Source organism: Streptomyces shinuiensis, from assembly GCF_043660855.1.
GTDB lineage: Bacteria > Actinomycetota > Actinomycetes > Streptomycetales > Streptomycetaceae > Streptomyces.
This window is the reverse complement of the sequence record NZ_JBIHML010000001.1, coordinates 5,797,874-5,821,904: the sequence shown is the minus strand read 5'-3', so window position 1 is coordinate 5,821,904 and position 24,031 is coordinate 5,797,874. Positions and strand designations below refer to the sequence as shown.

Genomic DNA, 24,031 nt, shown 5'->3' with positions numbered 1-24,031 from the left:
CAGGGCCGCCCCGCCTTGCCGGACGCGCGGCGGGGTCGGAGCCGCGCGGCGGGGTGGGGTTTTCGGCCGGATCTGCGGATACGGCGGCCCCGGGGCCGGACACTGGGCCATGATGGTGCGTCACTTCTCCAACATGGGAGGTTGCTGTGGGTGATCACCGGAAGCCGGAGCCCGACCCCGGGCAGGGCACTCCGCCGCCGGGGAACGCCGACGGGCAGGTGCCCACCCCGCCGCCGGGCGGCGGCAAGCACAAGAAGGACTGACCCGGTGCGCCTCGACGAGCAGCACGCCCATCTGGCCGAGGCCATGGCGGAGCGTGGTCTGTGGCCCGAGCGAGCGCCGTGGATCCGCCGGGCCGTCGAGGACCTGCCCCGGCACCGGTTCGCCCCCGACCGGCTGTGGTCCTGGGACGGGTCCGCCGGTGTCTACGTGCCGGTGGACCGGGCGGCCGATCCGGGGCGGTGGGCGGCCGAGGTCTACGCCGGGCCGGACGCCCCGGCCGTCACCCAGATCACCGGCGGCCGGGCGTCCTCGAGTCTGTCGTGTCCGGCGGTCGTGGTGGACATGCTCGACTCGCTGCTGCTGGAACCCGGCCGGCGGGTGCTGGAGCTGGGGACGGGCACCGGCTGGAACGCAGCCCTGCTCGCCCACCGCGCCGGACCAGGCCGGGTCACCTCCGTCGAGGTCGACGCATCCCTGGCCGCCGGCGCCGAGGCACGGCTGGTAGCGGCTGGCGCGCAGGTGGCCGTCCAGGTCGGGGACGGTACGGCCGGATGGGCACAGGACGCGCCGTATGACCGGGTGATCGCCACCTACGCCGTCGAGGAGGTGCCGTGGGCGTGGGTGGAGCAGACGCGGCCGGGTGGGCGGATCGTCACCCCCTGGGGGCGGCTGGGGCACGTCGCTCTCACCGTCGCGGACGGTGGGCGGGCGGCGTCGGGGTGGATGCAGGGGCTGGGAATGTTCATGCCCGCCCGCGGCACCGGCCAGGGCGCCCCGTTCCACCGCATCCGCGACCGGCATCCCTTGGAGGTGGAGGGGCCGTTCCCCCGCTCCTTGGATGCCTTGGCCGGGCCGGAGGGCGGGCACCTGCTGTTCGCCCTGCGGGTACTTCTGCCCGAGGTACACATCACCACCGAAACCGGCGACAGAGGCGGAGTGACCGCGTGGCTGCACGACGGCCACACCTCCTGGGCCACCCTCGCCCCCCGCGCGGGAACCGACGCCGGCCCGGGTGCGGGCGTAGTGGCCCGCCAGGGCGGCCCCCGCCGCCTGGCCGACGAAGTACTGCGCGCCTGGACAGTGTGGGAGGAGCGCGGGGCGCCGGGGCTGTACGACTTCGGCCTCACCCGCACCGAACACGAGCAGTGGATGTGGAGCGGCGACCCGGACGGCCCCCACTGGCAGCCACTGGAGACCGCAGCAGTGCACTGACCTCCTCGATCGGCCCGGCCGTAGTGGCGAAGGCCGGAGTGGTGCCTTGGTCGTCCCACGCCATCGTGGTCTGCGGGCTTTGCGAGCGCTTTGGGGGCAGGCCTTGCTGCGCAGGGCCGCCCTCAAAAAGGGTCGGGGCCCTGTGGCCGTGCGCCGCCGGAGGCGGGAAAGGGGTCAGCCGGGCGGGTCGCCCTCCTGGTCCTCGATGAAGGCCACGGCCTCGCGGCCTACCCCGAGCGCGCCGAGGAGAAGGTCCAGTACCGGCTCGACGTGGTCGACGGCTGCCTCGCCGGCACCGGCCTGACTCTCAACGACTGACCGACATCACGAATTCAAGTTCAGTACTCCACTGCCCATCTCCAAGCGAAGGCGGCATCGCGCTGCTCCAGCAGGCCTTGGTCTGCCGTTGCCGCACGGCCGCGATGACCGGGCCCGCCCGGTGTTCGGGCCGGGCAGCCTGGCAGGCGGCCCGCCCTTGCAGTAGCCGGCCGACGCCTCCCGCGCTTCTGAAGGACCGACCGGAAGACGGCAAACACCACCAATCGCACTTCAGCAGGCATGAGGTCGTTATCGCGCACGAGGCCGAAAAGGAAGGTCCAGCTCGAACCAGACCACCTTGCCGGTGCTCAGCCTCGTCGCGCCCCAGCGCCGGGCCAGCCGGTTGACCAGGTACAGGCCCCGGCCGCCCTCGTCCGTCGCCCTGGCCTGCCGCAGCCTGGGCAGCTGCGGCACGTCGTCCCCGACCTCGCAGCGCAGCATGTCGGTGCGCAGCAGCCGCAGCGTGATGGGCCGCTCGGCGTAGCGGACGGCGTTGGTCACCACCTCGCTGACCAGCAGCTCCACCGAGTCCATCAGATCCGTCAGCTCCCAGCGCTCCAGCGCGCACCGCGCCAGGCGACGGGCTTTGGGCACGCTTCGGTTGTCTGGGTCGAGGTGCCAGTAGGCCACGTCGCTGGGCGGGATGCCGTCGAAGCGGGCGGCCAGCAGCGCGATGTCGTCGTCCCGGTCGCCGGGGCCGAGGATGTCCAGCACCTCGTCGCACAGCGGTTCCAGCGGCGGCGGGGTGTCGGGGCGGGTCAGCCCGGCGGTGTCGGTGAGCTTCTCGCGCAGCTGCTCGATCCCGGTCCACACGTCCCGGTGGCGGGACTCCACCAGGCCGTCGGTGTAGAGCAGCAGGGTGGCGCCGGCCGGGGCGTCCAGCTCCACCGCCTCGAAGTCCACGCCCCCCACCCCGATGGGGGCTCCGGCCGGGACGCGCAGCACCTCGGCGTGGCCGTCGCGGTGCAGCATCACCGGCGGCGGGTGCCCGGCGTTGGCCACCACGATCCGGTGGGCCACGGGGTCGTAGACGGCGTACAGGCAGGTCGCCATGCGGTCGCTGCCCAGGCGCTGGGCCTGCTCGTCGAGGTGGTGCAGCACCTCCTGCGGCGGCAGGTCGAGTCCGGCCAGGGTCTGGGCGGTGGTGCGCAGCTGGCCCATGATCGCCGCGGAGGTCATGGAGTGGCCCATGACGTCGCCGACGACCAGGGCCACCCGGCCGCCGGGCAGCGGTATCGCGTCGTACCAGTCGCCGCCCACCCGAGCTGTCTGAGAAGCGGGGAGGTAGCGGCTGGCCAGCGTCACCCCGGTGGGATGGGGCAGCTCGTTGGGGAGCATGGTGCGCTGGAGTTCGTCGGCGATGTACGTCTCGCGTCCGTAGAGCACTGTTTTGTCCACGCCCAGCGCGGTCTGGGTGGCCAGTTGCGCGGCCACCAGCAGGTCGTCGCCCTCGAAGGCGGCCCGGTCGGTGCGGCGCAGGAACACGGCCGCGCCGATGACCCGGCGGCGGCCCCGCAGCGGGGCGAGGATGACGTGTGGCCCCAGATGCTTGGAGTTGTGGGAGCTGAGCAGCTCAGTCAGCGCTGCCGATCCGACGGCTGAGCTGCCTAGTACGGGACGTACTCCGCGCAGCACCTCCGCGAGGGGGCCGCCGCCGCGTACCTCGATCATCTCCGGGACCCCGGACAAGGATCTCTCTGGTGGGCCGACGAGCACCGGCATGGCACGCTCGTTGGTCTCGGAGGGGTCACCGTCGGCGGAGGCCGGGGCGACGTCATGGTCGGCCAGCCGGTCGGTACGGCGCAGCCGCAGCAGGAAGGGCCCGGTGGGCCGCTCGTCCCCCACCGGCAGCGGATCGCGCAGATAGACCAGGATTTCGTCGGTGAACGCCGGGACGCTGGCACGGCACAGCCCGAGCACGGTCTCGTCCAGATCGACGCCGCGGGCGATGCGGCGGCTGGCTGCACTCGCGAACCGCATGTGGTTTTGCCACTTGGCTTCTCGGGCCAGGACGGGTGACCTGTCCCCTGGAGCGCGACCTTCTTGGAGGTTGTTCGAGGTTGTCCCGGACAACCCTCCGGCGGCAGGCGACTCGCCTGCCGTATGCGCTGGGCCGGCGGCAGAGGCGGCGGATGGTTCGTGGTGGTGTACTACCTCGCCTGGGACGATGGTCGTGTGGCCGGTGGCGGACTGCGGTGTGGCGTGCCAGCCCACTTCGTCGGCGGCCTCTTGGACGGCCTCGTGCTCTTGGTCCAAGACCGAGCGGAACTTCTGCAGGGCTCTGTCGACATTGTCCAGAGCCACATCGTCCGGGTCGGGGCCCCAGGCTGTGGGCATGGACAGATCGGCCGCCGGTCCGGGAGGAGGCGTTGAGGCCTGCGCTTGGCCGGTGCGCACCTTCAGGCGTGAGAGTTCCTCCTCCAGGGCCTGGATGCGGCGCGCGGCGTGGTCGGCCACCTGTTGGGCGGTATCCCGCTCCTGCTCGGCGCGGCTCAGTTGTTCGCGAAGGCCGTGTTCCTGGTCCTTGGCCCGCTGCAGGCGCTTTTGCAGGATCCCCAGCTCCCCGGTGGCGGAGGCGGGCCTGGAACGCAGCGCGTCGATCTGGCGAGTCAGGTCGGCAATCGTGGCCTGGGCCTGACCCAGCAGGGCAAAGACCCAGGTGGCCACCTGAAGAGCCTGCGCACGCCCCCGCTCGCTGGCCTCGTAGGCCTGCCTGGCCCGGTTCATCTCCTCGTAGGCCGCGATGGTGCGCTCTTGCGCTTCGATGAGTTCCCGGGAGGTGACCGCAGGCTCGTTTGTCCCGGCCACCAGGGGGGTCGGTTCGTTCTGCGCGGCTTCCCACAGGCTTCTCGCCCGGGAGAGCTGTCGGGTGGCCTCCTGGTGCATCTCGTGCGGGAAACAGACGTCCGCGATCGCTTCCACCAGGTCCCAGGCGAGCCCGTCGCCCGCCAGCAGGTCACGCAGCTTCCGGAGCTCGGGCACCTTGCCGTCATGGAAATGATCGGGAGTCAGCCGATGGTGTAAGACCGCAACCGACACCGCGGCATGGTCCAGCCACGATCTGACGAGGTGCACCAGCTCGTTGATCTCCACACACGAACCTCGTGCTGGCGCCCATGGGCGACCCCGACGCCTCGATTCTCCCCCCACGTCTGCCGTTCCCCTATCCGGGTTGTCGCCGAACAACCCTGCGTTGTCTCCGGGATAAAGCCCAACTATCCAGCTAGCGAAGCTTGAAGGTGAACCCTCTCATTACCTTCTCAGAGCCCCGGTGGGACGGCTCCTGTTTCTCGAACCCTCTGGAACACGAAGGGTGCCGCTGCAGCAGGACCGTCCCCGGCTCAAGGTCTACAGATCCAGCAGCATGTGGAGCACAAGTGGTTGACCAGACAACAAACGATGGTGCGGTAACTCGCGGACACCGACTCTCGCGCGTCCTTCGATGGTTGCCCGGCATGGTGGCTCTGATGTCGGCGATCGGGATAGTGCTCCTTATCGCGGTGGGGCGCACAGACGAGATCGCTTCGGTGGCCACGCTCGGTGTGACCGCGTTGGCAGGAGGGACCCTGCAGGTCACCGTCAACGTTCATCGCCGGTGAGGACAAAGTGGTCAGCGCGTCACTTTGGACAGCGGGCCCGGGCACCGCGTAAGGCGCCAGGCGCGCGGGGGCGAGGTGACACCCCGACGCGCTCTTTACGCAGTACAACGAAGCATTCACCATCGGTAACCGAGGTGTCGAAGGGCTGAGGGGGGCTTGGCATGTCGACGGGAACGAGCGGGGCGTACTGGGCGGAGCAAGCGCTGCCGAGCGTGTTCAAGCACAGTCTTCTGGGGCGGTACATCCCGCAGTTCGGCGGGATGACCGGCTCACGGGACGGCCGGGTGGTGTACCTGGACGGATACGCCGGGGAGGGCCGGTACGAAAGCGGCGAGGCCGGGTCGGCGGAGATCGCGATGCGGGTGGCTTCCAAGCACCTGTCCCGGCACGGGCTGCGCTGGACCTGCTTCTTCACCGAGCGGGAACGCAAGTCGGTCACCCGTCTGGAGGAGATCGCCGCGATCTACCGGGGGCAGGGTGTGGACGTTCGGGTGCACCACGGCGAGGTCGACCAGGTCCTGGACGAGGTGCTGCGCACCGCCGCCGGCCTGCCGCTGTTTTTGTTCCTCGATCCGTGCGGGCTGGGTCTGCCCTGGCATCGGCTGACGCAGGCTATGGCGCTGCGCCGGACGGCGAACCGGCGGCCGACGGAGTTCTTGATGAACTTCAGCATGGTCGCGGTACGCCGTCTGGGCGGCAACGCCCGGTCGGCCAAAGGCGTGGAGCGGTCCTCGGAACGGTTCGACGAGGTGTGCGGGGGCCGGTGGTGGCGGGACTTCTTCCCTGCCGGGAAGGAGCCGGCCCCGGATGCGGACGAGGCGGTGGCCGCCGAGTACGCCCGCCGGCTGGCGGCCGCCACCGGCATGCTGGTGCGGTCGGTGCCGGTGGCGAAGGCCCCGCACCACAAGCCGGTCTACCACCTGGTGTACGGCACCTGGCGCCAGCACGGCTTGTGGGTCTTCGGCGACGCAGCCGCCCGGGCCCGTGACGCGTGGTGGGAGAAGTTGGAAGTGGTAGAGGAACAGGGAGATCCGGACGTGCTGTTCTCCACCGCTTCGCTGATCCGTCCCGACCCGGAGGTGGTCGCCAAGGCGGCGGTGCCAGCCATGGCCCAGAACATGGAACGGCTCCTGCGCTGTGGCCGACCGGTCAAATTGGTCGACCACACGCTGGAGGTCTTCGGTGACTACTACGGGCAGGTGACCGAAGTAGCCGCCCGCGCGGCCATCAAGCACCTGCACCACCAGGGCAAGACGCCCAGCACCGGGGTGAGCAGAAACAGGGAGAAGATCCGGGACCTGGTCGTCGAACCGCCGCGGCGGTGAGTCACACTGCCGCGGCGGACAGCGGCATCTGATCCCAGGTGCGCCCGTCCAGTTCGCGGCCGCCGGCCTTGGGGGTGCGGCCGCCCCACTGCTTGAAGAAGAAGGAGGTGTTCTGTTCCTGGCAGGCGTCCCGGATGCCGGTCACCCACGCCTGACCCATCGGCCGGTGGCCGGGGCCGGACTCGCCGCCGGCGATGACCCAGTCGATCCCGTCCAGGTTCAGCTCCGGCAGCGGGCCCAGCAGTGGTTCGCAGGACAGGAACCGCACCGCGGCCGGCACCTGCCGCAGGTCGTCCACGCGCGGTAGTTCGGTCTCGGACTCGACCGAGACGCCCACCCACAGGTTCGCCGGCCACTGAAGCCTGCCGGAGACCTGCCGCAGGCGGCGGGCCCGTTTGGTCAGCACCTGGTAGGTGTGCTGCGGGGTGTCGGCCATCACCTGGAAGACCTGTCGGACGAAGTCCAGCGGCACGCGGGCGTGGAAGAGGTCGGACATGGAGTTGACGAACACCACCCGCGGGCTCTTCCAGCCGTAGGGGACGGTGAGGGAGTCGGGGTGGAGGGTGACGTCGAAGCCGGGGCCGGAGGTGCGCGGGTCGCCGTCGTTCTGGTATTTGGGTGCTCCCATGGCCTTGAGTCGTTTGGCCAGGGTCAGGGCGTAGCAGTTGTCGCAGCCGGGCGAGACGCGGTCGCATCCGGTGGTGGGGTTCCAGGTGGCCTCGGTCCACTCGATCGCGCTTCGGTCGCTCACCGACTACCTCCTGCTGACGAACCGCGCCCCGTCAAGGTGGTGCGGTGCGCTGTGCCCAACGATCCGCGGCATGTGCGGACACCGGCCATCCAACCATCAGCCACGAGTCTTTCCGTCTTCTTTCCGCAAGCTCTCAAGGAATCGAACACAGATGCGGAAGCCTAGTGGGTGAGCTCGAGATAGTCGATGTCGATGAACTCCACCATCAGCCCCCGGGGGGCGCGGCGGCCCCCGTCTTTGAAGCAGCTCTCCCGCAGCCCCTTTGGCGGCCGCGCCCCGGAGCCGGGCGCCGGGGCGCCGACGACCTGAGCGCGAGCAGGTGCCGAGCGTAGACGGGTGCGCTGAGTGATGCGGTGCGTCCGGCCGCCGTGGCTGTGCGCCCCTGGGAGGGAAGGGGGCATGGCCTGCCGAGAGTTCGTGGCGGACGGCATGATGTTCCGTCAGCCGCCAGGTTGGTGGGAACGAGAGGGAGGCACTCCTGCTGTGAGGGATGGGAAGAAGGGCGCGGCGCCGGCCGGGCAGGCCGCGCTCACCGTGGACGGCGGGGAGTTGGCCGCCGAGGTGCACTACCCGCCGCTGGACAACGGCCTGGACTATCTGGTCAGCGTGGTCGATCACCTGCGCGGTGAGGAGGTCGGCCGCCGGGAGCTGAAGTACGCCGTGGTGCACCTGCAGGCCGCTGTGGAGTGCCTGCTGAAGTACCGGCTGGAGCTGGAGCACTGGAGCTTGGTGTTCAAGAACCCCGGTGATGCCAAGTACAGCAAGCTGGACGACGGCAGCCTGGACAGCTGCACCGTGGACCAGACGGTCACCCGCCTCGTCAACCTCGCGGGCGTCGCCATCGGCCCGAAGGAGGAGAAGAACCTCAAGGATCTGGCCAGGCTCCGCAACCAGCTCCAGCACTACGGCCGCCCGCACGACGCCAAGGTCAACCGGTACGTGATCGGGGCGAACGCCGTGAGCGTGCTGGAGTTCCTGATGCACTTCGTGGACTCGGAGCTGCTGCCCCGTATCGGCCCGCCGGGCGGGGATGCCGCCGCGTCGCTGGCTTGGATCCGCGAAGGGCTCGACGAGATTCGCGGCTACGTCGCGGCGCGGATGCGGCGGCTGCGTCCCCGTCTCGGCCCTGTGACGTCCCGTACCGTCGTGTGCTGGGAGTGCGGCCAGTTCGCTCTGGTCGTCGGGGCCGGGGAGGGCGGCTCCTGTCTCTACTGCCACCAGCGGCGCGGGCCTGAAGACATCGCGCTGGCCTACGCGTACGAGGTCCTCGGCCGCACCACGTGGTCGGCGGTTTCCGGCGGGCTGGATCCGGTGTATTGGTGCCCGCTCTGCGACGTCGAGGCTCTGGTGCGTACGGTGCTCACCGCGGCCGGCCCCGAGAACCCGGTCGATCTGTGCTTTCACTGCGGTGAGACCGTCTCTGGCGTGCGGGAGTGCGCCCGCTGCGAGAAGCCGTTTGCTGCGGTCGGCGAGGAATCCGCCTGCGACGACTGCCTGCACGCGGTGATCGCCACTGGGTAGCGCCGGAGCCGTGTGTGACCGTCGGGTGTCCGGTGTCGGGGGGGGCGGCCCTGCCTTCTCCGCCCGCTACGGCAGTGCCCATAGCGGGCGGAGAAGGGGTTCGGTGGGGTCTGTTCACCCGGCCGCAGAGGCGTCGGGGGCCTGCGGCACGACGGGACGCCGACGGCGGTGGTGCCGCACGACGCGGTGGGCGCAGCCGCTGGGGGCCGGCAGTATCGGCCGCTCGGTGGAGGTGGACCTGTGCGGGGCCGGTTGCGGCTGCTGTTGCCCTACGAGGGGGCGGCGATGCAGATGGTCTTCTCCGGTGATCTGGCCGGGGCCGATCCGGCCGAGGCCCTGAAGCTGCTGGGGCTGTACCGGCGGGTGCTGGCCGGAGGCGCGTTCGCCGTCCGGGCCGAGGGGAGGACCGCGGCGTCCGGGTACCTGTCCCCCGGCCAGGACGCCGCCGTGGTGGCGCAGGTGGAGCAGCTGCGGCTGTACGCGCAGGACATGGAGGTGCTCCAGCGGCACTGCGAGCAGTACTTCCCCCTGCCCGAGGAGATATCGGCAGCTGAGCGGGTCACCGTGCGCGCCGCGCGGCTGGTCATCGAGGGGCACTGCGTGGCCCTGCCCTTCGCCCGCACCCTGACCATCACCCTCAGCGGAGAGGACGGCCCTGATCTGCGGTCCCTGCTCGGGGGCGAGCCGCGGTCGGTCCGCGTGGTCACCGGCGAGTACCCCGTGACGGTGGCCGGGCGCGGCCTGGACATCGGCCCCGTGATCGTCTTCCACCCCCGCGTCACCGCCGAGGACGGCCACGCCGCGCTCGCCGCGCTCGATGCCGGGCGTGCCGCCGGGCACCGCGTGGTGCTCCGCCCCGCCGGCGGCGAGCACTACCGCATCTGCCGTCGAAGTGGCGACGACCGGCCGCTGGCCCCGGTGCCACTCGGCTTGGACGGCTACCCAGAACCCCGCTGACCTGGGCCAGGCAGCGCCTGCGCGGGTATCGGGGAAGCCTGTCGTACTCTCCCTGGGGCTCCTCGACAGCATTCAGGCCGGGTGCGTGCCGACGTCTTCGCCGGAGTCGCTCGTATCCAGGAGCGCCACTACCTCCAGTGCTACCGCCACCAGCTGCACAGCGAAGGGGATGGCCATGGCCGGGTGCATCGTCCGGCCGTGTGAATACCGGTTCCGGATCTGCCGCCCGGCGTGCAGCCGGTCGGCCTGCTCGGCGGTGAGGGTTCCGTCGGCCAGCGCCGTGCCGATCATCTCGTTGAGGTTGCGGCCCTGGTAGCGCTCCCTCAGGGCGGCCTCGACCGCGGTGATCGAGGTGTAGACGGCGGCCGGGCCGAACTCCAGGTGGTAGTAGCTGAAGCGGAGCAGTTCCCGGCATGTCTCGAACAGCCGCTGGACATTGACCGGCAGGCTCTGGGGGACCTTCAGCGGCTCGACGATGGTGTGCATGTCGGAGAACTGGCCCGCCCAGTGCCGGGCCCGCGGGTCCGGCACCGGCCACGGCAGGTCGGCGGAGCTGGTGTACATCCCGGAAGTGTGGCACCGGTCCGCGGCCGGCCGCACCGGCTTTGGGTGCTCGTTGCCGACGGCGTGCTGGGCAGTACGTGTCCTTGAGTACGGGGCGGCGCCGGTGGCTGGGGCCCAAACCATCGACGTGGATGACCGGTCGATCGGCGGTGCGGCCAGCACCGGCGCCTTGTGCAGGGCACAGCATCTGCAAATGCCGGTGCCCGCCCGTGGCGGAATCGGGATCATGAGGGTATGAACGACGAGGACACCCCGGGCGCAGAAGACGGCGGAGAAGGCTTCGGCCGGGAAGCGGGGCCGCGCCAGACCCGTAGCGCCGGCAGCGACCTGCCCGGCATCATGGAGCAGTTCAGGCAGACCTCGGCCTGGCTCACTTCCGTCGACAAGGCGCTTGAGCCCGCCCGCCGTCACATCCGGATGCTGGAGTCCGCCCGCCGGACCGTCGAAAGCGTCATGGGGCCGGGCACGGTCTATCAGGTCGCGCTGGACGCCCAACGACAGTACCGGGCGGTTACCGAGCCCGTCCTGGCACTCCAGAGCAGCCTGAGCGACATCTACGACTGGCACAGCCGCATCAACGACGTCGTGCGCAGCGTGTCGCTCCCCCGCGCACTGCTGGAACGACTCGCAGCGACAGCGGCCCTCTTCCTGCCCGCCAACCTTGGTGGTCTGGACACCGAGGAGCTCCGCACCATCCTGGAGATGGGTGGGGACGACGGACTGTCCCTGGCGTGGGCACCACGGACCGGGATCGTCAAAGCCCTGCTCCCCCTCGGGACGCGCCAGGAGCGCTACGCCCTCCTGGCCGAACGCCGCGACGACGTTCTCGACGACATCGACGCCAGCCTCCGGATCGTCACCCATCCCGAACTCACCGGCATGGTCGCCATCCTGAGCGCCGCCACCCGCACCGCGCGGGCCGGTTTCGGCGAGGGCGCCCAGGCCCTGGCGGGCAACGTCCTCGAGAGTGCGATGAGCAGGCACGGCAACGCCTGGATCCGGCGTTCCTTCCCCCAGGTGGCCTACCCGTCGAGGGCCGGGCATCACGGCACCATCGGCAGTGCCCTGGACGATGCGGAGGACTGGGGCGATCTCACGCTGCTGCAGTTCAAGCACTATCTGGTGGTGGCGGGCATGCGGAACGCCTTCGGACCCGGCGCCACTCAGGACACCTTCAACCGCCACCTCGGAGCGCACCAGGCCTCGCCCGACACCTACCGTCCGGAGTTCGTTCTGCCGGCGATCCTCCTCGCCCACGCCCTGCTGCGTGCGCTGAACCAGGACCTCGAACGGCCCGGCGACGACGAGGACGGCGACGCGTAGCTGCTCTGCGACCGGCGTGCTCGCATCCCGGAGGCGCCCACCTTCGCCGTGCTCAGCCGCCAGGCTGAGCACCTGCGCACGGCCCTTCGCGCAGGACGGTGTCCGCGTCAGGCAGTGCCTGACCGGCGGCGAGTCCGCCTTCGCGGTGCCGGCCCGCGCCACGAGCAGCAGGCGGCCATCGGCGGGCCCGCCGGTGAGAGCGAGCGGGGCAGAGAGTTCTGTCGGGCGGGGTCAGGCGGGCGTGGGCCGGAATGCCCTGCCGTGCTCCGGCTGCGTATCACACAGGGCGCCCAGGACCTGGGCGGGGCCGCGCAGCATGGTGCGCTTCCCCCGGCGGCCCGGCCCCGGGTGGCGCGGGTCCGGTTGCCCCCAGGGTGCCGGCGGTTCCCGGTGGGGTGGATGAAGTTCGTTCCGGCCCCCCGGACAGGCCAAGGCTGCGGGCTGTGTCAGCGGCGGGTGACGGTGAAGCCGGTGTCGTTGACGGCGCGGGTCCACACGCCGCGGTCGAACCACTTGGTGATGTCCGGCTGCATCTCGGTGATGGTGCGCATCCGGGCCTCCCAGTCGTGTCCGGCCGGGCCGCGGCTGCCGTCGCATCCGGGGCAGCCGTCCTCGCCGTGGATGTGGCCGGCCATCCAGGCGTTGACGGCCACGTTGATGATGACCGCGTACAGGTCGCCGCCGGTCTGGGCCAGGGAGTCCGGCACCCCGGCGAGGACCAGGGCGAGTTCGGGGTTGTCGATCGGCGGCATCGGGGCCTGCCCCACACCCGTGTTGCTGCTGTGCTCGTGGGAGGACAGGCTCTGCGCCAGGCGGTCGGCTGTGCTCTTGGCGTCGAAGTAGCGCCAGGCGGAGCGCGTTTGGATGCCGAGCCGCCCGGAGATGGTGGTGATCTGCTGCTCGATGGTGTCCTCCACGGTCGCCGGGGCGAGGGTCACCCCCTGGCGGGCCAGCTCCGCGAGTGTCTGGGCAACGGCTTCCTTGAACGCCTTGGTGTTCCGCACGGCCACAGCCTAGAGGCCGGGTTCGGCCCGGTGTCCGGCCGTTGCCCACAGCAGGGCCAGGGAGCGGGGGACCGTACTTGTGGGGTATCGGTCTCGCCGCCCGGCGTTGGCGGCCCGGGGCGGGGCGGGCGGCGGGGGGCCGCCCCGTTGTGGCCGTGTGCTGTGGGGTGGAGTGTGGCCGGGGCCCGGCGGTGGTGGTCAGGCGGTGTGCGGGGCCAGGGCTCCTGCCGCCGCAAGCCGTCCGCTGTGGCCCCCGTGGCCGTGCGTTGCCGGAGACGGGAAGGGGTCAGCCGGGCGTGCCGGACGGGTCGCCCTCCTGGTCCTCGATGAAGGCCACGGCCTCGCGTCCCACCCCGAGCGTGCCGAGGAGGAGGTCCAGGGCCGTCTCGATGTCGCGCTGTGAGCGGTTCAGCCACACGAACAGGTGGGGATCCTGGCGGTGCGCGAACCGGCTGAGGGCGAACTCCGTGCCCTGGATGCGGAACAGGGCCACATCCACCTCGCCCAGTTCCTCCCAGGTGCGCTCCACTTCCAGGCGCAGCCGGGCCGCGACCGTCTCCAGCGGCGGTGTCAGTCCGGCGACGATCCGGTAGAAGCTCGCCGCGTACTGCCACGGGCTCACCTGGGAGACGGGGTTGTTGCCCACGTGGTACGGCGGAACGGTCGCGGGCTGCCAGTCCGCCTCCGGCCCCGGCACCCGGACCACACCCGTGCCAGGTGCGGCTGCGGGCTTCTCTCCCCCACCGGGCCCCGAGGGTGCGGCGTTCCGGTGCGGTTCCTGCTGGGCGGCGTGCCACTGGTCGGCCAGGCGCTGCCTCCAGCCCTTCGGGGGCGGCCAGGGCACGCCCCAGGCGGCGAGCTGATCACGGGTCCAGCCGCCCGCCAAAGTACGCGCGGCCTCGACTTCGTCCGGGGAAGGCATCGTCACCCGCCCCATGATGGGCCAGGGCGGAGCACACCAGTGCCTATGCGGTGGCGTCCTTGGCGGTCATGCGGTCGTCGAGGTAGATGACGGCCGTTGGCCCGTTCGCGTCGGAGGAGGGAACCACGTGGTCCAGGGCCTGGGAGATCGCGGCGCCGACGCGGCGGGCGATCGACCGGTCCAGGGCGGTCCAGGGGCTGCCGAGGGTGTTGGGCTGGATGTTGTGGCACCAGCTGAGTACCGCCGCGAGGGTGGTGCCGGACAGCGGCACGGTGACCAGTCCATCCTCCTCGGAGGTGATCTCGTCCTGGGCGGGCGGCTTGAACGCGGCGCTGAGGCCTCGTTCGGTGCCGGTGATGGTCGTCTCGGTGTCCTGAGGGACGTTCTCCTGGAGGTAGGCCCAGGTGTTGCGGTGGCAGCGGACCCGTGCCACCGCGACGCCGGCGGCCTTGGCCATGTCGCCGCAGAAGCTGTCGTAGCTCTTGGGCCAGTCGCTGTAGGGCGGTTCCCTGCCCAGCAGCTTGGCAAGGACGTCCAAGAAGCCCCCTCCCCCTCCGGGTGCGCGGTCGGCGTAAGTGCGCTGAGAAAATCCTGCCACCCCGAGGCTGTGTCCATTCACCCGGCCGCAGAGGTGTCGGGGGGTCTGCGGCACGACGGGGCGTCGACGGCGGTGGTGCCGCACGGCGCGGTGGGCGCCGCCGCGAGGGTTACCAGTTCCCGGTGCTGTCGCGCCACGCCGTCCCCGGCGCGGTGATCTCCTCCAGTCTCTGGGCCAGAAGGCCGTGGGGGCGCTGCTGCCGCACCTCGGCTGCCTCAGGTGCGGGGTCCGGCAGTGGGGAGGGCTGGCAGGCGGTACCGCGCCGGGCCGGGTCACCGGTCTGCCGTGCTCCGTGGGGACGTTCGTATCCGGTGCAGCCATCGTCGGCAGGTCTCGGCGGTGACCGGTTCGAACAGCTCCGGGGTGGAGATCTCGAGCAGGAACTGCGTCAGCAGGTCCTGGTGCGCCTCGTCGATGTCGACTTCCTCCTGGAAGTGCACCGCCTGGGCCCAGGCGGTGAGCTGGCCCGGGCCGGCCAGTCCGGCGAGGGTCTTCTCCAGGGCGGCGGCGGCGTGGCCGCGGGTGAAGATGGCGGGAGTCGACGTCCTGTGGCGCTGGGCCGCCCGGAGGAGCTCGGGCAGGTCTCCGCGCCAGTACAGGAGATCCTCGGCAGGGCTGCATCGGTCGGCGTCCACGGCTCCCATCCTGGCCCAGCACACCGGTTGGCACCGGCCGGTGCGGCGGGGGTGTCCGTCCGGGTCGGGGCGGTTGCGCGGGCCCGGGGCGGCAGGCCCCGGGAGGTCAGGGGGCGGTCACCGGGGTGCGGTCGAGTTCGGCGGTGATGTGCCAGGTGCCGTCGGGCTGGTCGGTGACCTCGGCGCGCAGGAGGACCGGGGCCAGCGGGCCGCCGGTCTCCTCCACCCAGGGGCCCAGCTGGTGCAGCAGGCGGGCGGCGGGGTCGTCGGTCCAGTCCAGCAGGAGCATCTGGTGGGGGGCACATCGCTCCAGGTCCCAGGCCAGGACGTCCAGGGCGGTCAGTGACTGGATGTGGTGCCAGGGGCGGGCGGCGACCTCCAGCGGCCACCATGCCGACAGGCACACCGTCAGGTGCAGGGTGCCCGGGGCCTGCCACCAGGCTCCGTCGGGCAGGCCGGTGCCGCGGCCGGCGGTGATGCCGGTCAGGTCCGGGCGCAGCGGGTCGTGGAGGACCAGGTGCTGTACCGGGGGGAAGACCGCTTCGTGCAGGTCGTCGTCGTGGCGGGTGGCGGCCCGGCGCTGGCAGAACCGGTCGTCGTCCGCGTCGGGGTGCAGGTCGGGGACCGGTCCCCAGTGCATCGCCGCCTCCTCCCAGGGGACGGTTTCGACCTCGTGGTCGGTGAACCAGGTGGGGGTGAAGTACCGCAGGGGCCCGGCGGCGTCCTGGGCGTCCTTGACCGCGCGCAGGTGGGGTGAGCGGTGGCAGGCGGCGGTCTGCCAGGTGCCGTCGGGGTGGTCGGGGTGGGTGATGCGGCCGCGGTCGAAGACCACCCGGTGCACCGTGCCCTGGCAGGCGGCGCGGGAGATGGCGTGTGCGGTGGTCCACCGCCACGGGTCGGGGCGGTGGGCGGGGGTGTCCGGCCGGGCCGGGGTGGTGGGCAGGGAGCGGTCGGGGGCAGGGTGGAACTCGTGGTCGGCGGCCTCGGGCCAGCCGTGGTCGCGCAGCACGCGGTTGACGGCCGCCCGCCACAGGGCGCGGCCCGGGTCGTGGTGGAGGGGGCGGGGTACCGCTCCTGGGCGTCGCAGCCGGTCGTTGACCGCGGCGACCGCGCCTACGCGGCCGTCGCGGCGTGCTCCGGCGGCCGCGTGGGCGGCCAGACGCTCGGCGTGGTCGTGCGGCGTCGTCGGCTGGGAGGTCATGGCCGCTGAGGATGGCAGCGTCCGCTCTGGTGCGGGGCCGGAAGCCGGGAGGGTTCCCCCCGACGAGGGAACCGGGCAGAGCACTCTCCTTCGCCTGGGGGGCGGGCCCGGTCTGGGCGCCCCGGTGTGCTGCCGCGCGCCGGGCAGGGCACGCCGGCCGCCGGAGGGCGGCCAGAGGACGGGCCGCTGCGCGGCCGGTGCGGGCCTGGGTGCTCCGGCCTGCCAGGCACACCCCGGCGGGGCAGGGCCGCCCACGGTCCGCGTCCTTGCTTTCGAAAGCGCCAGTCGGCTTGAAGCCTTGCCATCGGAGGTGCGGACGGGTCAAGGAACGGGCGGAGCGCTGGCGGCGGGGGCGTCCGAACGCCGCCGCCGAGCGGTGCCGTCAGCGCCGGAACGCGGATGCTGCGCGGTGATCTACGGGGCTGCTGCGGAGCATTCCGGGGCCGGCGGCCTGGACGGCGGGGGCATCGGCATCCTGCACACGGGCCGAGCGGACTCGAGTCGAGCGCCCCGCCCCGGAGGCTGTCCGCCGGTGTTGTCGCCTCAGTCGCTCCGGGACGGTTCCTCGCGCCCGTCGGCGAGGGCGTTCATCGCAACGAAGTCCTCCTCCTCACTCGCCGTTGCCGCGCCCGGGTACAGGGCCGGCAGGGCGGGGTCGACGCCGTTGGCGGCGGCCATCTCGGCGTAGCTGCCGTACACGGTCGTCCCGTCGGGCAGTTGGGGCGTGGGCAGCGCGCCGGAGCGCAGCAGGTCCAGCACGTCGGGGTTGCCGTCGGCCCCGGCCAGGAGCCAGCCCGCGCAGAGCAGGGGCCGGGCGGGGGTGCCGGCGTGGCAGCCGAACCGGCCCGTGGGGCCGCCGGTGCGGTTGCCGGGCGCGGAGTGGAGGAAGGCCTGGGGCGGGAACTGGCCGCGGGGGGCGTCCCGGCGCCATGGGCAGGGTTCTGCGCCTGCGCAGGGGCGGCGGGGTGCGGCCGGGGGGCCGTCGTACGCCACGCCGGTCACGCCCCAGGTGTCGTCGGCGGGCCGGTGGGCCACCACGCGTGGGCTGGGCCGCGGGGCGGGGTGTGCCGCCGGGGCGGGCGGCGCCTCGGAGGTGGGGGGCTGTCCGGCGGCCAGGCGGGCGTTGATGTCCTGGAGGACTTCCTCGGCCGTCATGCCGTGGCGGGCGGCCAGTTCGGCCAGGCGGGCGCGCACCCGCCGGTTGTGTTCGTGGTCTGTGGCGCAGCGGGGCGGGCCGCCCGGCTGCCTGGTGGTGGCCGGGGCGTCGATGCCGCTCACGAGTGGTTGTTCTCGGTGGCGTTGCAGCGGCGGCACCGGGCTTCCCCGGCGGCCGGGTAGGCGTGCTCGGGGTAGGTGCGCTCGCCGGGCGGGCGGCAGGGGTCGGTCAGCTCGGGAAGGGTGTGCTTCATCCCGCCGATGGGCGGGGCGTATGCGCTGTGGTTGTGGGTGCTCATGGCCGGTTGTCCTCGATGGTGTTGGCGCGGGCAGGCAGGGCGGGGGTCAGGGGGCCGGGGTGGTGGGGATGGGGTGGTGGGTGAGGCCGCAGGCGCGGTGGAGGCGGTTGCGGGCGGTGACCTGTCCGGCCAGTGCCTCCAGGTGCACGGCGTGGGCCAGACCCGCGAGGCCGGTGTCGTCGAGTTGGAGGCGCCACCGGTTGGTGGCGGTGTCGTAGTGGGCCTCGGTCAGGGCCTCCCACAGGGTGCCGGCCGCCGGGGGCTGTCGGTTACTGGCCGGGCGGGACCGGTACCGCCTTCGCGTCGGTCAGACCCTGTTCTTTCAGTTCGGCGACGCGTTCGGCCGCGCAGGTCCTGCTGTAAGAGACGACCGACCGGCGGGGGGCGCCGTGGATGTCGGTCCACTCGACTTTGAAGTTCTCCACCGCTGCTCCTGTGTGTGTTCCGGCACGGCTCTCTGCGGCAGGAGAGTGCTGGTGTCTCCTGCCGCCGGGTGACAGCTTCATCGTTGCAGGAGCCTGTGACAGTGCGCCGGGGCGCGGCCCCCTCGTGCCCTCCGGGGGCGGACACGGCGGAAAGTCAGCGGCGCGCGGGAGTTGCCGCTTCTACGCTTACCGGCGTGAGGTGGGACGAGAGCACCGGGATGTTCAGCAGGCCGTTCTTCGACTGGCGGCGTACCGATGAGGAGAACCGGGCTTTCCTGGTTCTCTCCGCCCGCTGGTCGGCGGAGGCTTACGACCGCGAGCAGAGGAAGGCGTTGGAGACCGCCAACCAGTTCTTCGATCCCGACCGGCACGACGGGGACGAGCACGTCGAGGTGTTCGACCGGGCCGTGGGCGGGCTGTGGCCGTCCTCCTACGCCTGGATGACGGAGTCCTTGGTGGTCCGCAACGGCGTGAGCGCGTTCGAGGTGTATCTGGAGAAGGCCGTCTTGGAACTCACCCGCCGCTTCCGGGTCACGGTCGGCGGCCGGCGGCGCGCGCTGCGGCTGGAGACTCCGGGGCACTATCAGTCCCCGCCCTGGTCGACCCTGGTCAAGGCGCACCGGGCGCTGGGCACCGTCGTCGACACCGACGCTGTCAGGTGGGCCCGGGATCTGCGGCACCTGCTGACCCACCAGAACGGTGAGCTGCGCTCGCAGAAGCTGGTGGAGAAGTTCCGCGACGATCAGGCCGAGAGCGGGCTGGAGAGCTATGAGCGCTCCGAGGTGGGCGGCAGAGTCCGTCTGGGGGCCGGCCGTGTGCTGGCCACGCTCGACATGCTGGCCGAGGTGGTGCGCGCCGCGGACCGCGCCGTGTGGGAGCTGGAGCGCGAGCAGCCCTCCTACGCCGAGCTCGGCCTGGACGCGTATCTCGAGCCCGCTCCCGAGTGAGCCGCGGCCGCCTCTCCCCCGGGGGTTTTCTCCTGGGCGGTCGGCCGCGGCGCGGCCAGGGGGCGATGGTTTCTTCCGTCTCCGGTGCGGGTCTTGCCGCATGGCGCGCCCCGGTCCGGGCTGTCCGCGCGGCGGCCGGGGAGGGGTCAGGTCTGCCAGTTCACGTAGCGGGCGAAGGCCCGGTCGGGCAGGTGGGAGGCGAGCCGGTCCCGGCCGGTGCCGGGCAGGCCCGTGAAGGCGCACACCGTACCGGACAGGGCGAGTATGCCGGTCAGTGTCACCAGCAGCCCCACCTCGTCGACGCCCTGCTGCTGGTAGCCGCCCGGCGCCACGGTGCGGACCCGTACGGTGTCGCCCGCCTCGCCGCCGTGCCACACCATGCTCGCCCGCGGGTCGGTGGAGTGGCCGTCGTCGGAGACGAACACCCCGGAGCACACCGTGCTGTGTCCGCCTTTGCCGTTGGACTTCTGATGGCATTCCCGCGCGGTCAGTGTCCCGGGGGTTCCGGCCCAGCCGGCGGCCGAGGCGGTGAAGGTGCCGGTGGTCGCCGCTCCGGCCAGCAGGGCTGCGGCCATGCACCACCACAGGGCCCGTTTGATCCGGCCGGGCGGTGTCCGCCGACTACGCGCCCGGCGCAGTTGGTGCTCCAGATCGGCGCGGCTGCCCGCCGGCGCCCGGTATGCGGCGGCCGGAGCGCGGTGTCCGCCCCGGTGTGCGGCCGCGGTCTTTCTGCGCCGGGCGGCCCGCCGTGCCCGCATGCTCTTGCTTCTCGTCTTCGCCATCCGCCCGCCCCGTGCCTGTGCCGCTCCTCACCCGCAGGGGCATCGCCCTGATGTGCTCGGCCCCCCGGGCGGGCCTGATGCTTCCACGCGGCCGGACGGGCGGCACTGCCCGATTCCGGCAGCGTCACCGGGCCGGTGCCTGCCGGGCCGTTGTGCCGGCACAGCGGCGGTACGGGGGTGCACCCCGCCGTGGGGCGCGCGCCGGGCCGGGCGGCCTGTCCGGCGGTGCGGGCTCCGCCGGCCTGTGCCGTGCCGCGGCTCTTCTCGGTGGTGTTCCTCGACAGCGTCTCCGGATCCGCCGTTGGCCCTGCGGCCACCGGAAGCGAACGGATCTTGTCCAGCGGCGCGCTGCTGAGCGCCGCCTGCGCCGACGGGCAGCGGCGCCGCTCCCGTCTGGGCGGTCTGTTCCAGCTGGCCGTCGACCAGGCCGAGACGCACGGACGGTGTGCCTGCTGTTCCTTTCACCGTCGTTCGGCAGCTGAACGGATCGGTCCTGCAGGAAAGGCTGAGGAAGGCGGACTGGAACAGGCGAGCCCGCGGGATGCGCGCCTGTACGCCCCCCAAAACGCAACGCCGCGCTGACAGCGAGGCGTTGTCAGCGTGGTGCTGTGCGGGGAGGGTGAGGGGCATGACGAACACCGACAAGCCACCCCGTGCGCCCCGGCCGGTCCCGTACGTGATGGACGAGGAGCAGGCCGGGCTCCTCGCCCGGCTCTCCGAGGCCTACGCCAGCGCCCTGCCCGAGGTCCGGGACCGTACGCCGCAGGCGTCGGTGCCGGTGCTGCTGCACGCGGTCCACGCCCACCAGGCCCGCCGCCTGCTCGCCTCCGACCCGCGCTGGCGGGAGACCGCCGGCGTCACGGACATGCCCGAGGACCGCGCGGAGGACGTCGCCGCCGCGCTCGCGCTGCTCCAGGTCGCCCGCGACGACCTGGAAGACCTGGAGGCCGCCCTGCTGCTGGCCGCCCGTACGGCCAGCACCCGCACCGGCAAACCGTTGCTGACGTTCAAGCAGATCGCCGCCGCGCTCGGCGTGGAGTCCGAGCAGGCCGCCCAGGGCCGCTACCGCCGCAAGGTCGGCATGCCGAACGCCACGGCATCAGGCGCCGGCGGCACCCCGTAAGCAACGGCCCTGTCGGGCTCCCGCCTCGCGCACACCCCGCACGGCGCCACGGACGTCCAGGACCATCACACCGTCGGTCTTCTCGATGCTGCCCTTTTTCCGGAGCGGACCCACGGCGGGAAGGCACCGGCATCGCGGGCGAGGAAAAGGAGCTTCTTGGCGGAAGCCGGGGTCGGTGCGGAGCCGGTCTCGATCACGGCGTTCGGTCCGCCGGGCACCCAGACCGCCACGTCCGTCCGTCCGTGGCGGCTCTTGCCGTCAGGGACCACGGGCAGCCGCGGTTCCCTGTGGGCGCGGGCGCAGGGGGGCGGCGGGCTGCCGCGCATCGGCCCGTCCTTGAGGGAGAGCACGACCGGGGTCAGGGCCCGGGTGACGTCGGCGGTGGCGGGCGGCCCGTGCCCTTCCGCACGGTCGGCGGCGACGGCCCCGGCGGCCCGCTGCGACCAGTCGGCGAGGATCTCGCCCAGAAGCCAGGCCATGGTGTCCAGGGTGTTCAGCAGTTCTCGGTGGTGTACCTGGTCGCGGGCTCGGTACCGCTGCCTGCGTCCGTTTCGGGGAGTTGCCAGCGGGCGACGCCACCGTAGGCGTCCTCAATGATCAGAGTTCCGCCCTTCGTTGGCACGTTCATGTCGGTGATGGCCTGGTACTCACGGTTGGGTTCGATCTCGGCGTAGGGGGTGTAGGCGTCGATGCAGCCCTGCCACGGCGCGTCCGTGTAGTCCCGGCCCTCGGCCGTGTCCGCGCCGTGCGCCCACTTGATGTGGTTGTCGGTTTGCTCTCCGAGCATGCCGCCGGTCTTGGACTTCATGGTGAAGGCGATGGCCAGGGCGTATTGGCCGGTCAGGGCGAGAGTCTCGTCCTTGGCGAATGCGTCCCGGTAGGCGATGCCGGTGAGCGTGACCTGCATGGGGCGCCCCTCGGTGTCATCCAGGGTCACGGTCTGGCCGATCGATCGCGTCGTTGGATCCCCATCGTCGGTTCCCTGCGGCGCCTGGCTCTGGGGCCACGCCGGCTTGGCGTCAGCGTTTCCGCTGGCGTCGTTGTCGGCACAGCCCGCGACAGAGAGGATCACCGCGAACACCGCGGCTATGGTCGCCTTTCTCATGGAACTGAGGTACTCCCTTGTGCTCGTGCGATGGAGGACTTCGATGTCCTGCTTGACGGCTGCTGACGCGACACGCACCAGACGCCGCACCCCGGTACCACTGACTGTCACCCGAACGCTACCAAGCGCGCTCGCCCGGCAGTGTCGCGCCGTGAGGCCTGCCCGGCTCCCCCGTGAACTCTTCCTGAGCGAACTCAAGAACAGTCGGTATGGCCGGGCAGGGGTTCTCAGCTGTCCGCGGTCTTCTTCGCGGAGGGCGGCAGGGCCAGGTCGAGCAGGGTGTTGATGGTTGTGCCGTCCAGTTCGCTATCGAGGCAGCTACGGCCGCGTCAGCGCCTACCTGCGAGAGAAGCGCACCTCGCCACGGCCGGTCACCGCGCAACCGCCGGCACCCCGCGTGGTGACGAGATGGATCCTCAGCCGACCCGAGACGCTGACCGAGATCGAACAGCTCCGGCTCAAGGCCGTCCTGGCCAACTGCCCTGAACTCGACGCCCTGACCGGTCACGTCCGGTCCTTCGCCCAGATGCTCACCGAGCGCCAGGGCGAACGACTCCCGCAGTGGCTCGACGCCGTCCGCCAGGACGACCTGCCCAGCCTCCACACTCTCGCGGCCGGCATCGACCGAGACCGCAACGCCGTCACCGCCGGACTGACCCTGCCCTGGAACTCCGGAGTCGTCGAAGGACACGTCAACCGGATCAAGATGCTCAAGCGCCAGATGTTCGGTCGCGCTGGCTTCGCACTGCTCCGCAAGCGGGTCCTCCTCGCCCCATGACCGATGTCAGTGGCTCCTGGAACCATGCCTTCGTCCGAGACAGCCGTATCAGGAGCCATGCATGGGAACGTGGGGAACCGGCCCGTTCGACAGCGACCTCGCCGCAGACTTCGTCGATCAACTTGAGGGACTCACCAACCAGCAGGTCATCGACGTGCTGGAAAGGGCATTCCAGCGAGTCACCGACTCGGGAGAACGCGTCGATGGCGGAGACGGCGCCGAAGCTGTTGCCGCTGGCGCTCTCGTCGCCAGCGCCCTCCCGGACAGCCCCATCGTGATTGACCCGGACGACGGCCCCAGGGAACCGCTGCCCGAACTGCCAGTCTCCCTTCGCGCGTCGGCGGAACTCGCACTTGACCGGGTTCTCCAGGATGGATCAGAAATGGCAACCGGCTGGGTGGACAGCGCTGACGCTGACCAGTGGCGCCAGGAAGTACGACAGATCCTCCAAGCACTCGAAACACCCACTGATCACTAATCGTGACCGCTTCACGGAAGTCGTGCCAGAACCCGTTCCCGAACACGCTGCAGACCACCGCCGATCCAGTACCGGGGCATCCGGAGGCAAGCCGGCCGGCAGCACCGGCGCATCTTCAAGCCACCGGCCTGGAAGAAGCCCGAAGCCCACCGACCAACCGCGCGGGCCGGTGCGGCGGCGGACCGGCTCTCCTCCCAGGTCTCCTGCGAGTTCTTGTCACCCGGACGAGCCGAGCCGACGTCGGCGCACGGGCCCGGTCAAGGGGCCGCCACCGCCGGCTACCTCCCGGAGCCGCTGATCCGCCTCTCTGGCGGATCAGCGGCTCCGGTCCCGCGGAGGCAGGATGGGGCGACCGGCGTGACGGACTTCCCTCTCCGACCGGCCCGTCACGCCTGTCAGCGGCGCAGCACCAGCGCAAGGACAGCCACCAGCACCGTCCCCACGGTGGCCGCGGCCACCACCGGCGCGTTCAGCTCGGGGTGCTGGTGGACCAGGTAGGCGGTGAACGCCCCTGCCAGGGCGAGCACGCCAACGAGTGCCAGTGCTCCCGGGCTCAGCGTCACCGGCGCCGAGTACGGGGCCGGTGCGGGCTGCTGCGGGCCGGGCTGGTGGTTGTGCGGGGCAGTGGACATAGACGGCTTCCTCCGGTGCCAGGCGCACGGAACCGTGCGCAGTGGGCCATGTGACGTGCTCCGCCCCCTTGAGAGGCCAGCGGAGACAGCCAGACAGCGCCCTCGCCGTAGTTCCCGCGAGTCGTTTGCCTGGCAGACGGCACGGTGGAGGACCG

Annotated in this window: 25 protein-coding genes and 1 pseudogene; 10 read left to right on the top strand and 16 right to left on the bottom strand. The window is 71.7% G+C overall.

The genetic code is table 11. From position 1 onward, the window contains the following. Positions 1–267 precede the first annotated feature (267 nt). Positions 268–1,434 carry a methyltransferase domain-containing protein gene (locus ACGRHY_RS26265; RefSeq protein ID WP_394637779.1) on the top strand — a complete coding sequence of 389 codons (1,167 nt, stop codon included), beginning with the start codon at positions 268–270 and terminating at the stop codon, positions 1,432–1,434. 567 nt (positions 1,435–2,001) lie between these two features. Here ACGRHY_RS26265 and ACGRHY_RS26260 read toward each other — a convergent pair. Next, positions 2,002–3,921, bottom strand: coding sequence for an ATP-binding SpoIIE family protein phosphatase (locus ACGRHY_RS26260; protein WP_394638206.1), 1,920 nt, complete (start codon positions 3,919–3,921; stop codon positions 2,002–2,004). A gap of 1,591 nt (positions 3,922–5,512) precedes the next feature. On the opposite strand from ACGRHY_RS26260, the gene tcmP reads away from it, so the two are divergent. Beyond that, positions 5,513–6,676 carry a three-Cys-motif partner protein TcmP gene (gene tcmP, locus ACGRHY_RS26255; protein ID WP_394637778.1) on the top strand — a complete coding sequence of 388 codons (1,164 nt, stop codon included), beginning with the start codon at positions 5,513–5,515 and terminating at the stop codon, positions 6,674–6,676. A gap of 1 nt (position 6,677) precedes the next feature. On the opposite strand, the gene ACGRHY_RS26250 is transcribed toward tcmP, so the two are convergent. Further along, positions 6,678–7,427, bottom strand: a complete 750-nt coding sequence (locus tag ACGRHY_RS26250) for a DUF5131 family protein (protein ID WP_394637777.1) — start codon at positions 7,425–7,427, stop codon at positions 6,678–6,680. A gap of 483 nt (positions 7,428–7,910) precedes the next feature. Between ACGRHY_RS26250 and ACGRHY_RS26245 the strand changes: the two genes are divergently transcribed. Together ACGRHY_RS26245 and ACGRHY_RS26240 are read left to right on the top strand one after the other, a co-directional pair. Continuing rightward, positions 7,911–8,948, top strand: coding sequence for a hypothetical protein (locus ACGRHY_RS26245; protein WP_394637776.1), 1,038 nt, complete (start codon positions 7,911–7,913; stop codon positions 8,946–8,948). A 240-nt stretch (positions 8,949–9,188) separates the two neighbouring features. Continuing rightward, positions 9,189–9,905: a hypothetical protein gene (locus ACGRHY_RS26240; RefSeq protein ID WP_394637775.1), complete on the top strand. Its 717-nt coding sequence runs from the start codon at positions 9,189–9,191 to the stop codon at positions 9,903–9,905. Between the two features lie 72 nt (positions 9,906–9,977). On the opposite strand, the gene ACGRHY_RS26235 is transcribed toward ACGRHY_RS26240, so the two are convergent. Next, positions 9,978–10,469 (bottom strand): DUF4145 domain-containing protein, encoded by a 492-nt coding sequence (locus ACGRHY_RS26235; RefSeq protein WP_394637774.1) that lies wholly within the window; start codon positions 10,467–10,469, stop codon positions 9,978–9,980. Between the two features lie 234 nt (positions 10,470–10,703). On the opposite strand from ACGRHY_RS26235, the gene ACGRHY_RS26230 reads away from it, so the two are divergent. Further along, the gene (locus ACGRHY_RS26230) at positions 10,704–11,792 is read left to right on the top strand and encodes a hypothetical protein (protein WP_394637773.1); all 1,089 of its coding nucleotides are present in this window, start codon (positions 10,704–10,706) and stop codon (positions 11,790–11,792) included. A gap of 446 nt (positions 11,793–12,238) precedes the next feature. On the opposite strand, the gene ACGRHY_RS26225 is transcribed toward ACGRHY_RS26230, so the two are convergent. From ACGRHY_RS26225 to ACGRHY_RS26185, 9 genes are all read right to left on the bottom strand, one after another. Further along, positions 12,239–12,796 carry a hypothetical protein gene (locus ACGRHY_RS26225; RefSeq protein WP_394637772.1) on the bottom strand — a complete coding sequence of 186 codons (558 nt, stop codon included), beginning with the start codon at positions 12,794–12,796 and terminating at the stop codon, positions 12,239–12,241. A 286-nt stretch (positions 12,797–13,082) separates the two neighbouring features. After that, a complete protein-coding gene (locus tag ACGRHY_RS26220) occupies positions 13,083–13,724 on the bottom strand; it encodes a hypothetical protein (protein ID WP_394637771.1) in 642 nt (213 codons plus the stop codon). Between the two features lie 37 nt (positions 13,725–13,761). After that, complete coding sequence (locus ACGRHY_RS26215) at positions 13,762–14,256, bottom strand: hypothetical protein (RefSeq protein ID WP_394637770.1); 495 nt, start codon at positions 14,254–14,256, stop codon at positions 13,762–13,764. 332 nt (positions 14,257–14,588) lie between these two features. Then, positions 14,589–14,951, bottom strand: coding sequence for a hypothetical protein (locus ACGRHY_RS26210; protein WP_394637769.1), 363 nt, complete (start codon positions 14,949–14,951; stop codon positions 14,589–14,591). A gap of 106 nt (positions 14,952–15,057) precedes the next feature. After that, positions 15,058–16,152, bottom strand: coding sequence for a hypothetical protein (locus ACGRHY_RS26205; RefSeq protein ID WP_394637768.1), 1,095 nt, complete (start codon positions 16,150–16,152; stop codon positions 15,058–15,060). Between the two features lie 543 nt (positions 16,153–16,695). After that, positions 16,696–17,430: a DUF6283 family protein gene (locus ACGRHY_RS26200; protein WP_394637767.1), complete on the bottom strand. Its 735-nt coding sequence runs from the start codon at positions 17,428–17,430 to the stop codon at positions 16,696–16,698. Continuing rightward, the gene (locus ACGRHY_RS26195; RefSeq protein ID WP_394637766.1) at positions 17,427–17,606 is read right to left on the bottom strand and encodes a hypothetical protein; all 180 of its coding nucleotides are present in this window, start codon (positions 17,604–17,606) and stop codon (positions 17,427–17,429) included. Before ACGRHY_RS26195 ends, ACGRHY_RS26200 begins: the two co-directional genes overlap by 4 nt. 46 nt (positions 17,607–17,652) lie before the next feature. Next, positions 17,653–17,838, bottom strand: coding sequence for a DUF6417 family protein (locus ACGRHY_RS26190; RefSeq protein WP_394638205.1), 186 nt, complete (start codon positions 17,836–17,838; stop codon positions 17,653–17,655). Between the two features lie 37 nt (positions 17,839–17,875). Next, on the bottom strand, positions 17,876–18,031 hold the full coding sequence (locus tag ACGRHY_RS26185; RefSeq protein WP_394637765.1) for a DUF8636 domain-containing protein: 156 nt from the start codon (positions 18,029–18,031) through the stop codon (positions 17,876–17,878). Positions 18,032–18,225: 194 nt separating this feature from the next. Here ACGRHY_RS26185 and ACGRHY_RS26180 point away from each other — a divergent pair, with 194 nt between their 5' ends. After that, positions 18,226–18,978 carry a hypothetical protein gene (locus ACGRHY_RS26180; RefSeq protein ID WP_394637764.1) on the top strand — a complete coding sequence of 251 codons (753 nt, stop codon included), beginning with the start codon at positions 18,226–18,228 and terminating at the stop codon, positions 18,976–18,978. 146 nt (positions 18,979–19,124) lie between these two features. Here the strand turns inward: ACGRHY_RS26180 and ACGRHY_RS26175 are convergent, their stop codons facing one another. After that, complete coding sequence (locus ACGRHY_RS26175) at positions 19,125–19,760, bottom strand: hypothetical protein (RefSeq protein WP_394637763.1); 636 nt, start codon at positions 19,758–19,760, stop codon at positions 19,125–19,127. Positions 19,761–20,027: 267 nt separating this feature from the next. Here ACGRHY_RS26175 and ACGRHY_RS26170 point away from each other — a divergent pair, with 267 nt between their 5' ends. After that, positions 20,028–20,342, top strand: a complete 315-nt coding sequence (locus tag ACGRHY_RS26170; RefSeq protein WP_394637762.1) for a hypothetical protein — start codon at positions 20,028–20,030, stop codon at positions 20,340–20,342. Positions 20,343–20,388: 46 nt separating this feature from the next. After that, positions 20,389–20,883, top strand: coding sequence for a hypothetical protein (locus tag ACGRHY_RS26165; RefSeq protein ID WP_394637761.1), 495 nt, complete (start codon positions 20,389–20,391; stop codon positions 20,881–20,883). Between the two features lie 65 nt (positions 20,884–20,948). Here the strand turns inward: ACGRHY_RS26165 and ACGRHY_RS26160 are convergent, their stop codons facing one another. Continuing rightward, complete coding sequence (locus ACGRHY_RS26160; protein WP_394637760.1) at positions 20,949–21,362, bottom strand: hypothetical protein; 414 nt, start codon at positions 21,360–21,362, stop codon at positions 20,949–20,951. Between the two features lie 14 nt (positions 21,363–21,376). After that, positions 21,377–21,820, bottom strand: a complete 444-nt coding sequence (locus ACGRHY_RS26155) for a hypothetical protein (RefSeq protein ID WP_394637759.1) — start codon at positions 21,818–21,820, stop codon at positions 21,377–21,379. Between the two features lie 466 nt (positions 21,821–22,286). On the opposite strand from ACGRHY_RS26155, the pseudogene ACGRHY_RS26150 reads away from it, so the two are divergent. Next, positions 22,287–22,766, top strand: a pseudogene (locus ACGRHY_RS26150) (ISL3 family transposase); the annotation flags it as partial. Positions 22,767–22,827: 61 nt separating this feature from the next. Then, complete coding sequence (locus ACGRHY_RS26145; RefSeq protein ID WP_394637758.1) at positions 22,828–23,244, top strand: DUF4259 domain-containing protein; 417 nt, start codon at positions 22,828–22,830, stop codon at positions 23,242–23,244. A 395-nt stretch (positions 23,245–23,639) separates the two neighbouring features. On the opposite strand, the gene ACGRHY_RS26140 is transcribed toward ACGRHY_RS26145, so the two are convergent. Then, a complete protein-coding gene (locus ACGRHY_RS26140) occupies positions 23,640–23,876 on the bottom strand; it encodes a hypothetical protein (RefSeq protein WP_394637757.1) in 237 nt (78 codons plus the stop codon). Positions 23,877–24,031: the final 155 nt, after the last annotated feature.

Bases quoted from the DNA above. Each gene is read 5' to 3' on its own strand.
- tcmP (WP_394637778.1), top strand. From the start codon at position 5,513: ATGTCGACGGGAACGAGCGGGGCGTACTGGGCGGAGCAAGCGCTGCCG.
- ACGRHY_RS26235 (WP_394637774.1), bottom strand. From the start codon at position 10,469: ATGTACACCAGCTCCGCCGACCTGCCGTGGCCGGTGCCGGACCCGCGG.
- ACGRHY_RS26230 (WP_394637773.1), top strand. From the start codon at position 10,704: ATGAACGACGAGGACACCCCGGGCGCAGAAGACGGCGGAGAAGGCTTC.
- ACGRHY_RS26205 (WP_394637768.1), bottom strand. From the start codon at position 16,152: ATGACCTCCCAGCCGACGACGCCGCACGACCACGCCGAGCGTCTGGCC.
- ACGRHY_RS26195 (WP_394637766.1), bottom strand. From the start codon at position 17,606: ATGAGCACCCACAACCACAGCGCATACGCCCCGCCCATCGGCGGGATG.
- ACGRHY_RS26175 (WP_394637763.1), bottom strand. From the start codon at position 19,760: ATGGCGAAGACGAGAAGCAAGAGCATGCGGGCACGGCGGGCCGCCCGG.
- ACGRHY_RS26165 (WP_394637761.1), top strand. From the start codon at position 20,389: ATGACGAACACCGACAAGCCACCCCGTGCGCCCCGGCCGGTCCCGTAC.
- ACGRHY_RS26160 (WP_394637760.1), bottom strand. From the start codon at position 21,362: ATGGCCTGGCTTCTGGGCGAGATCCTCGCCGACTGGTCGCAGCGGGCC.
- ACGRHY_RS26145 (WP_394637758.1), top strand. From the start codon at position 22,828: ATGGGAACGTGGGGAACCGGCCCGTTCGACAGCGACCTCGCCGCAGAC.
- ACGRHY_RS26140 (WP_394637757.1), bottom strand. From the start codon at position 23,876: ATGTCCACTGCCCCGCACAACCACCAGCCCGGCCCGCAGCAGCCCGCA.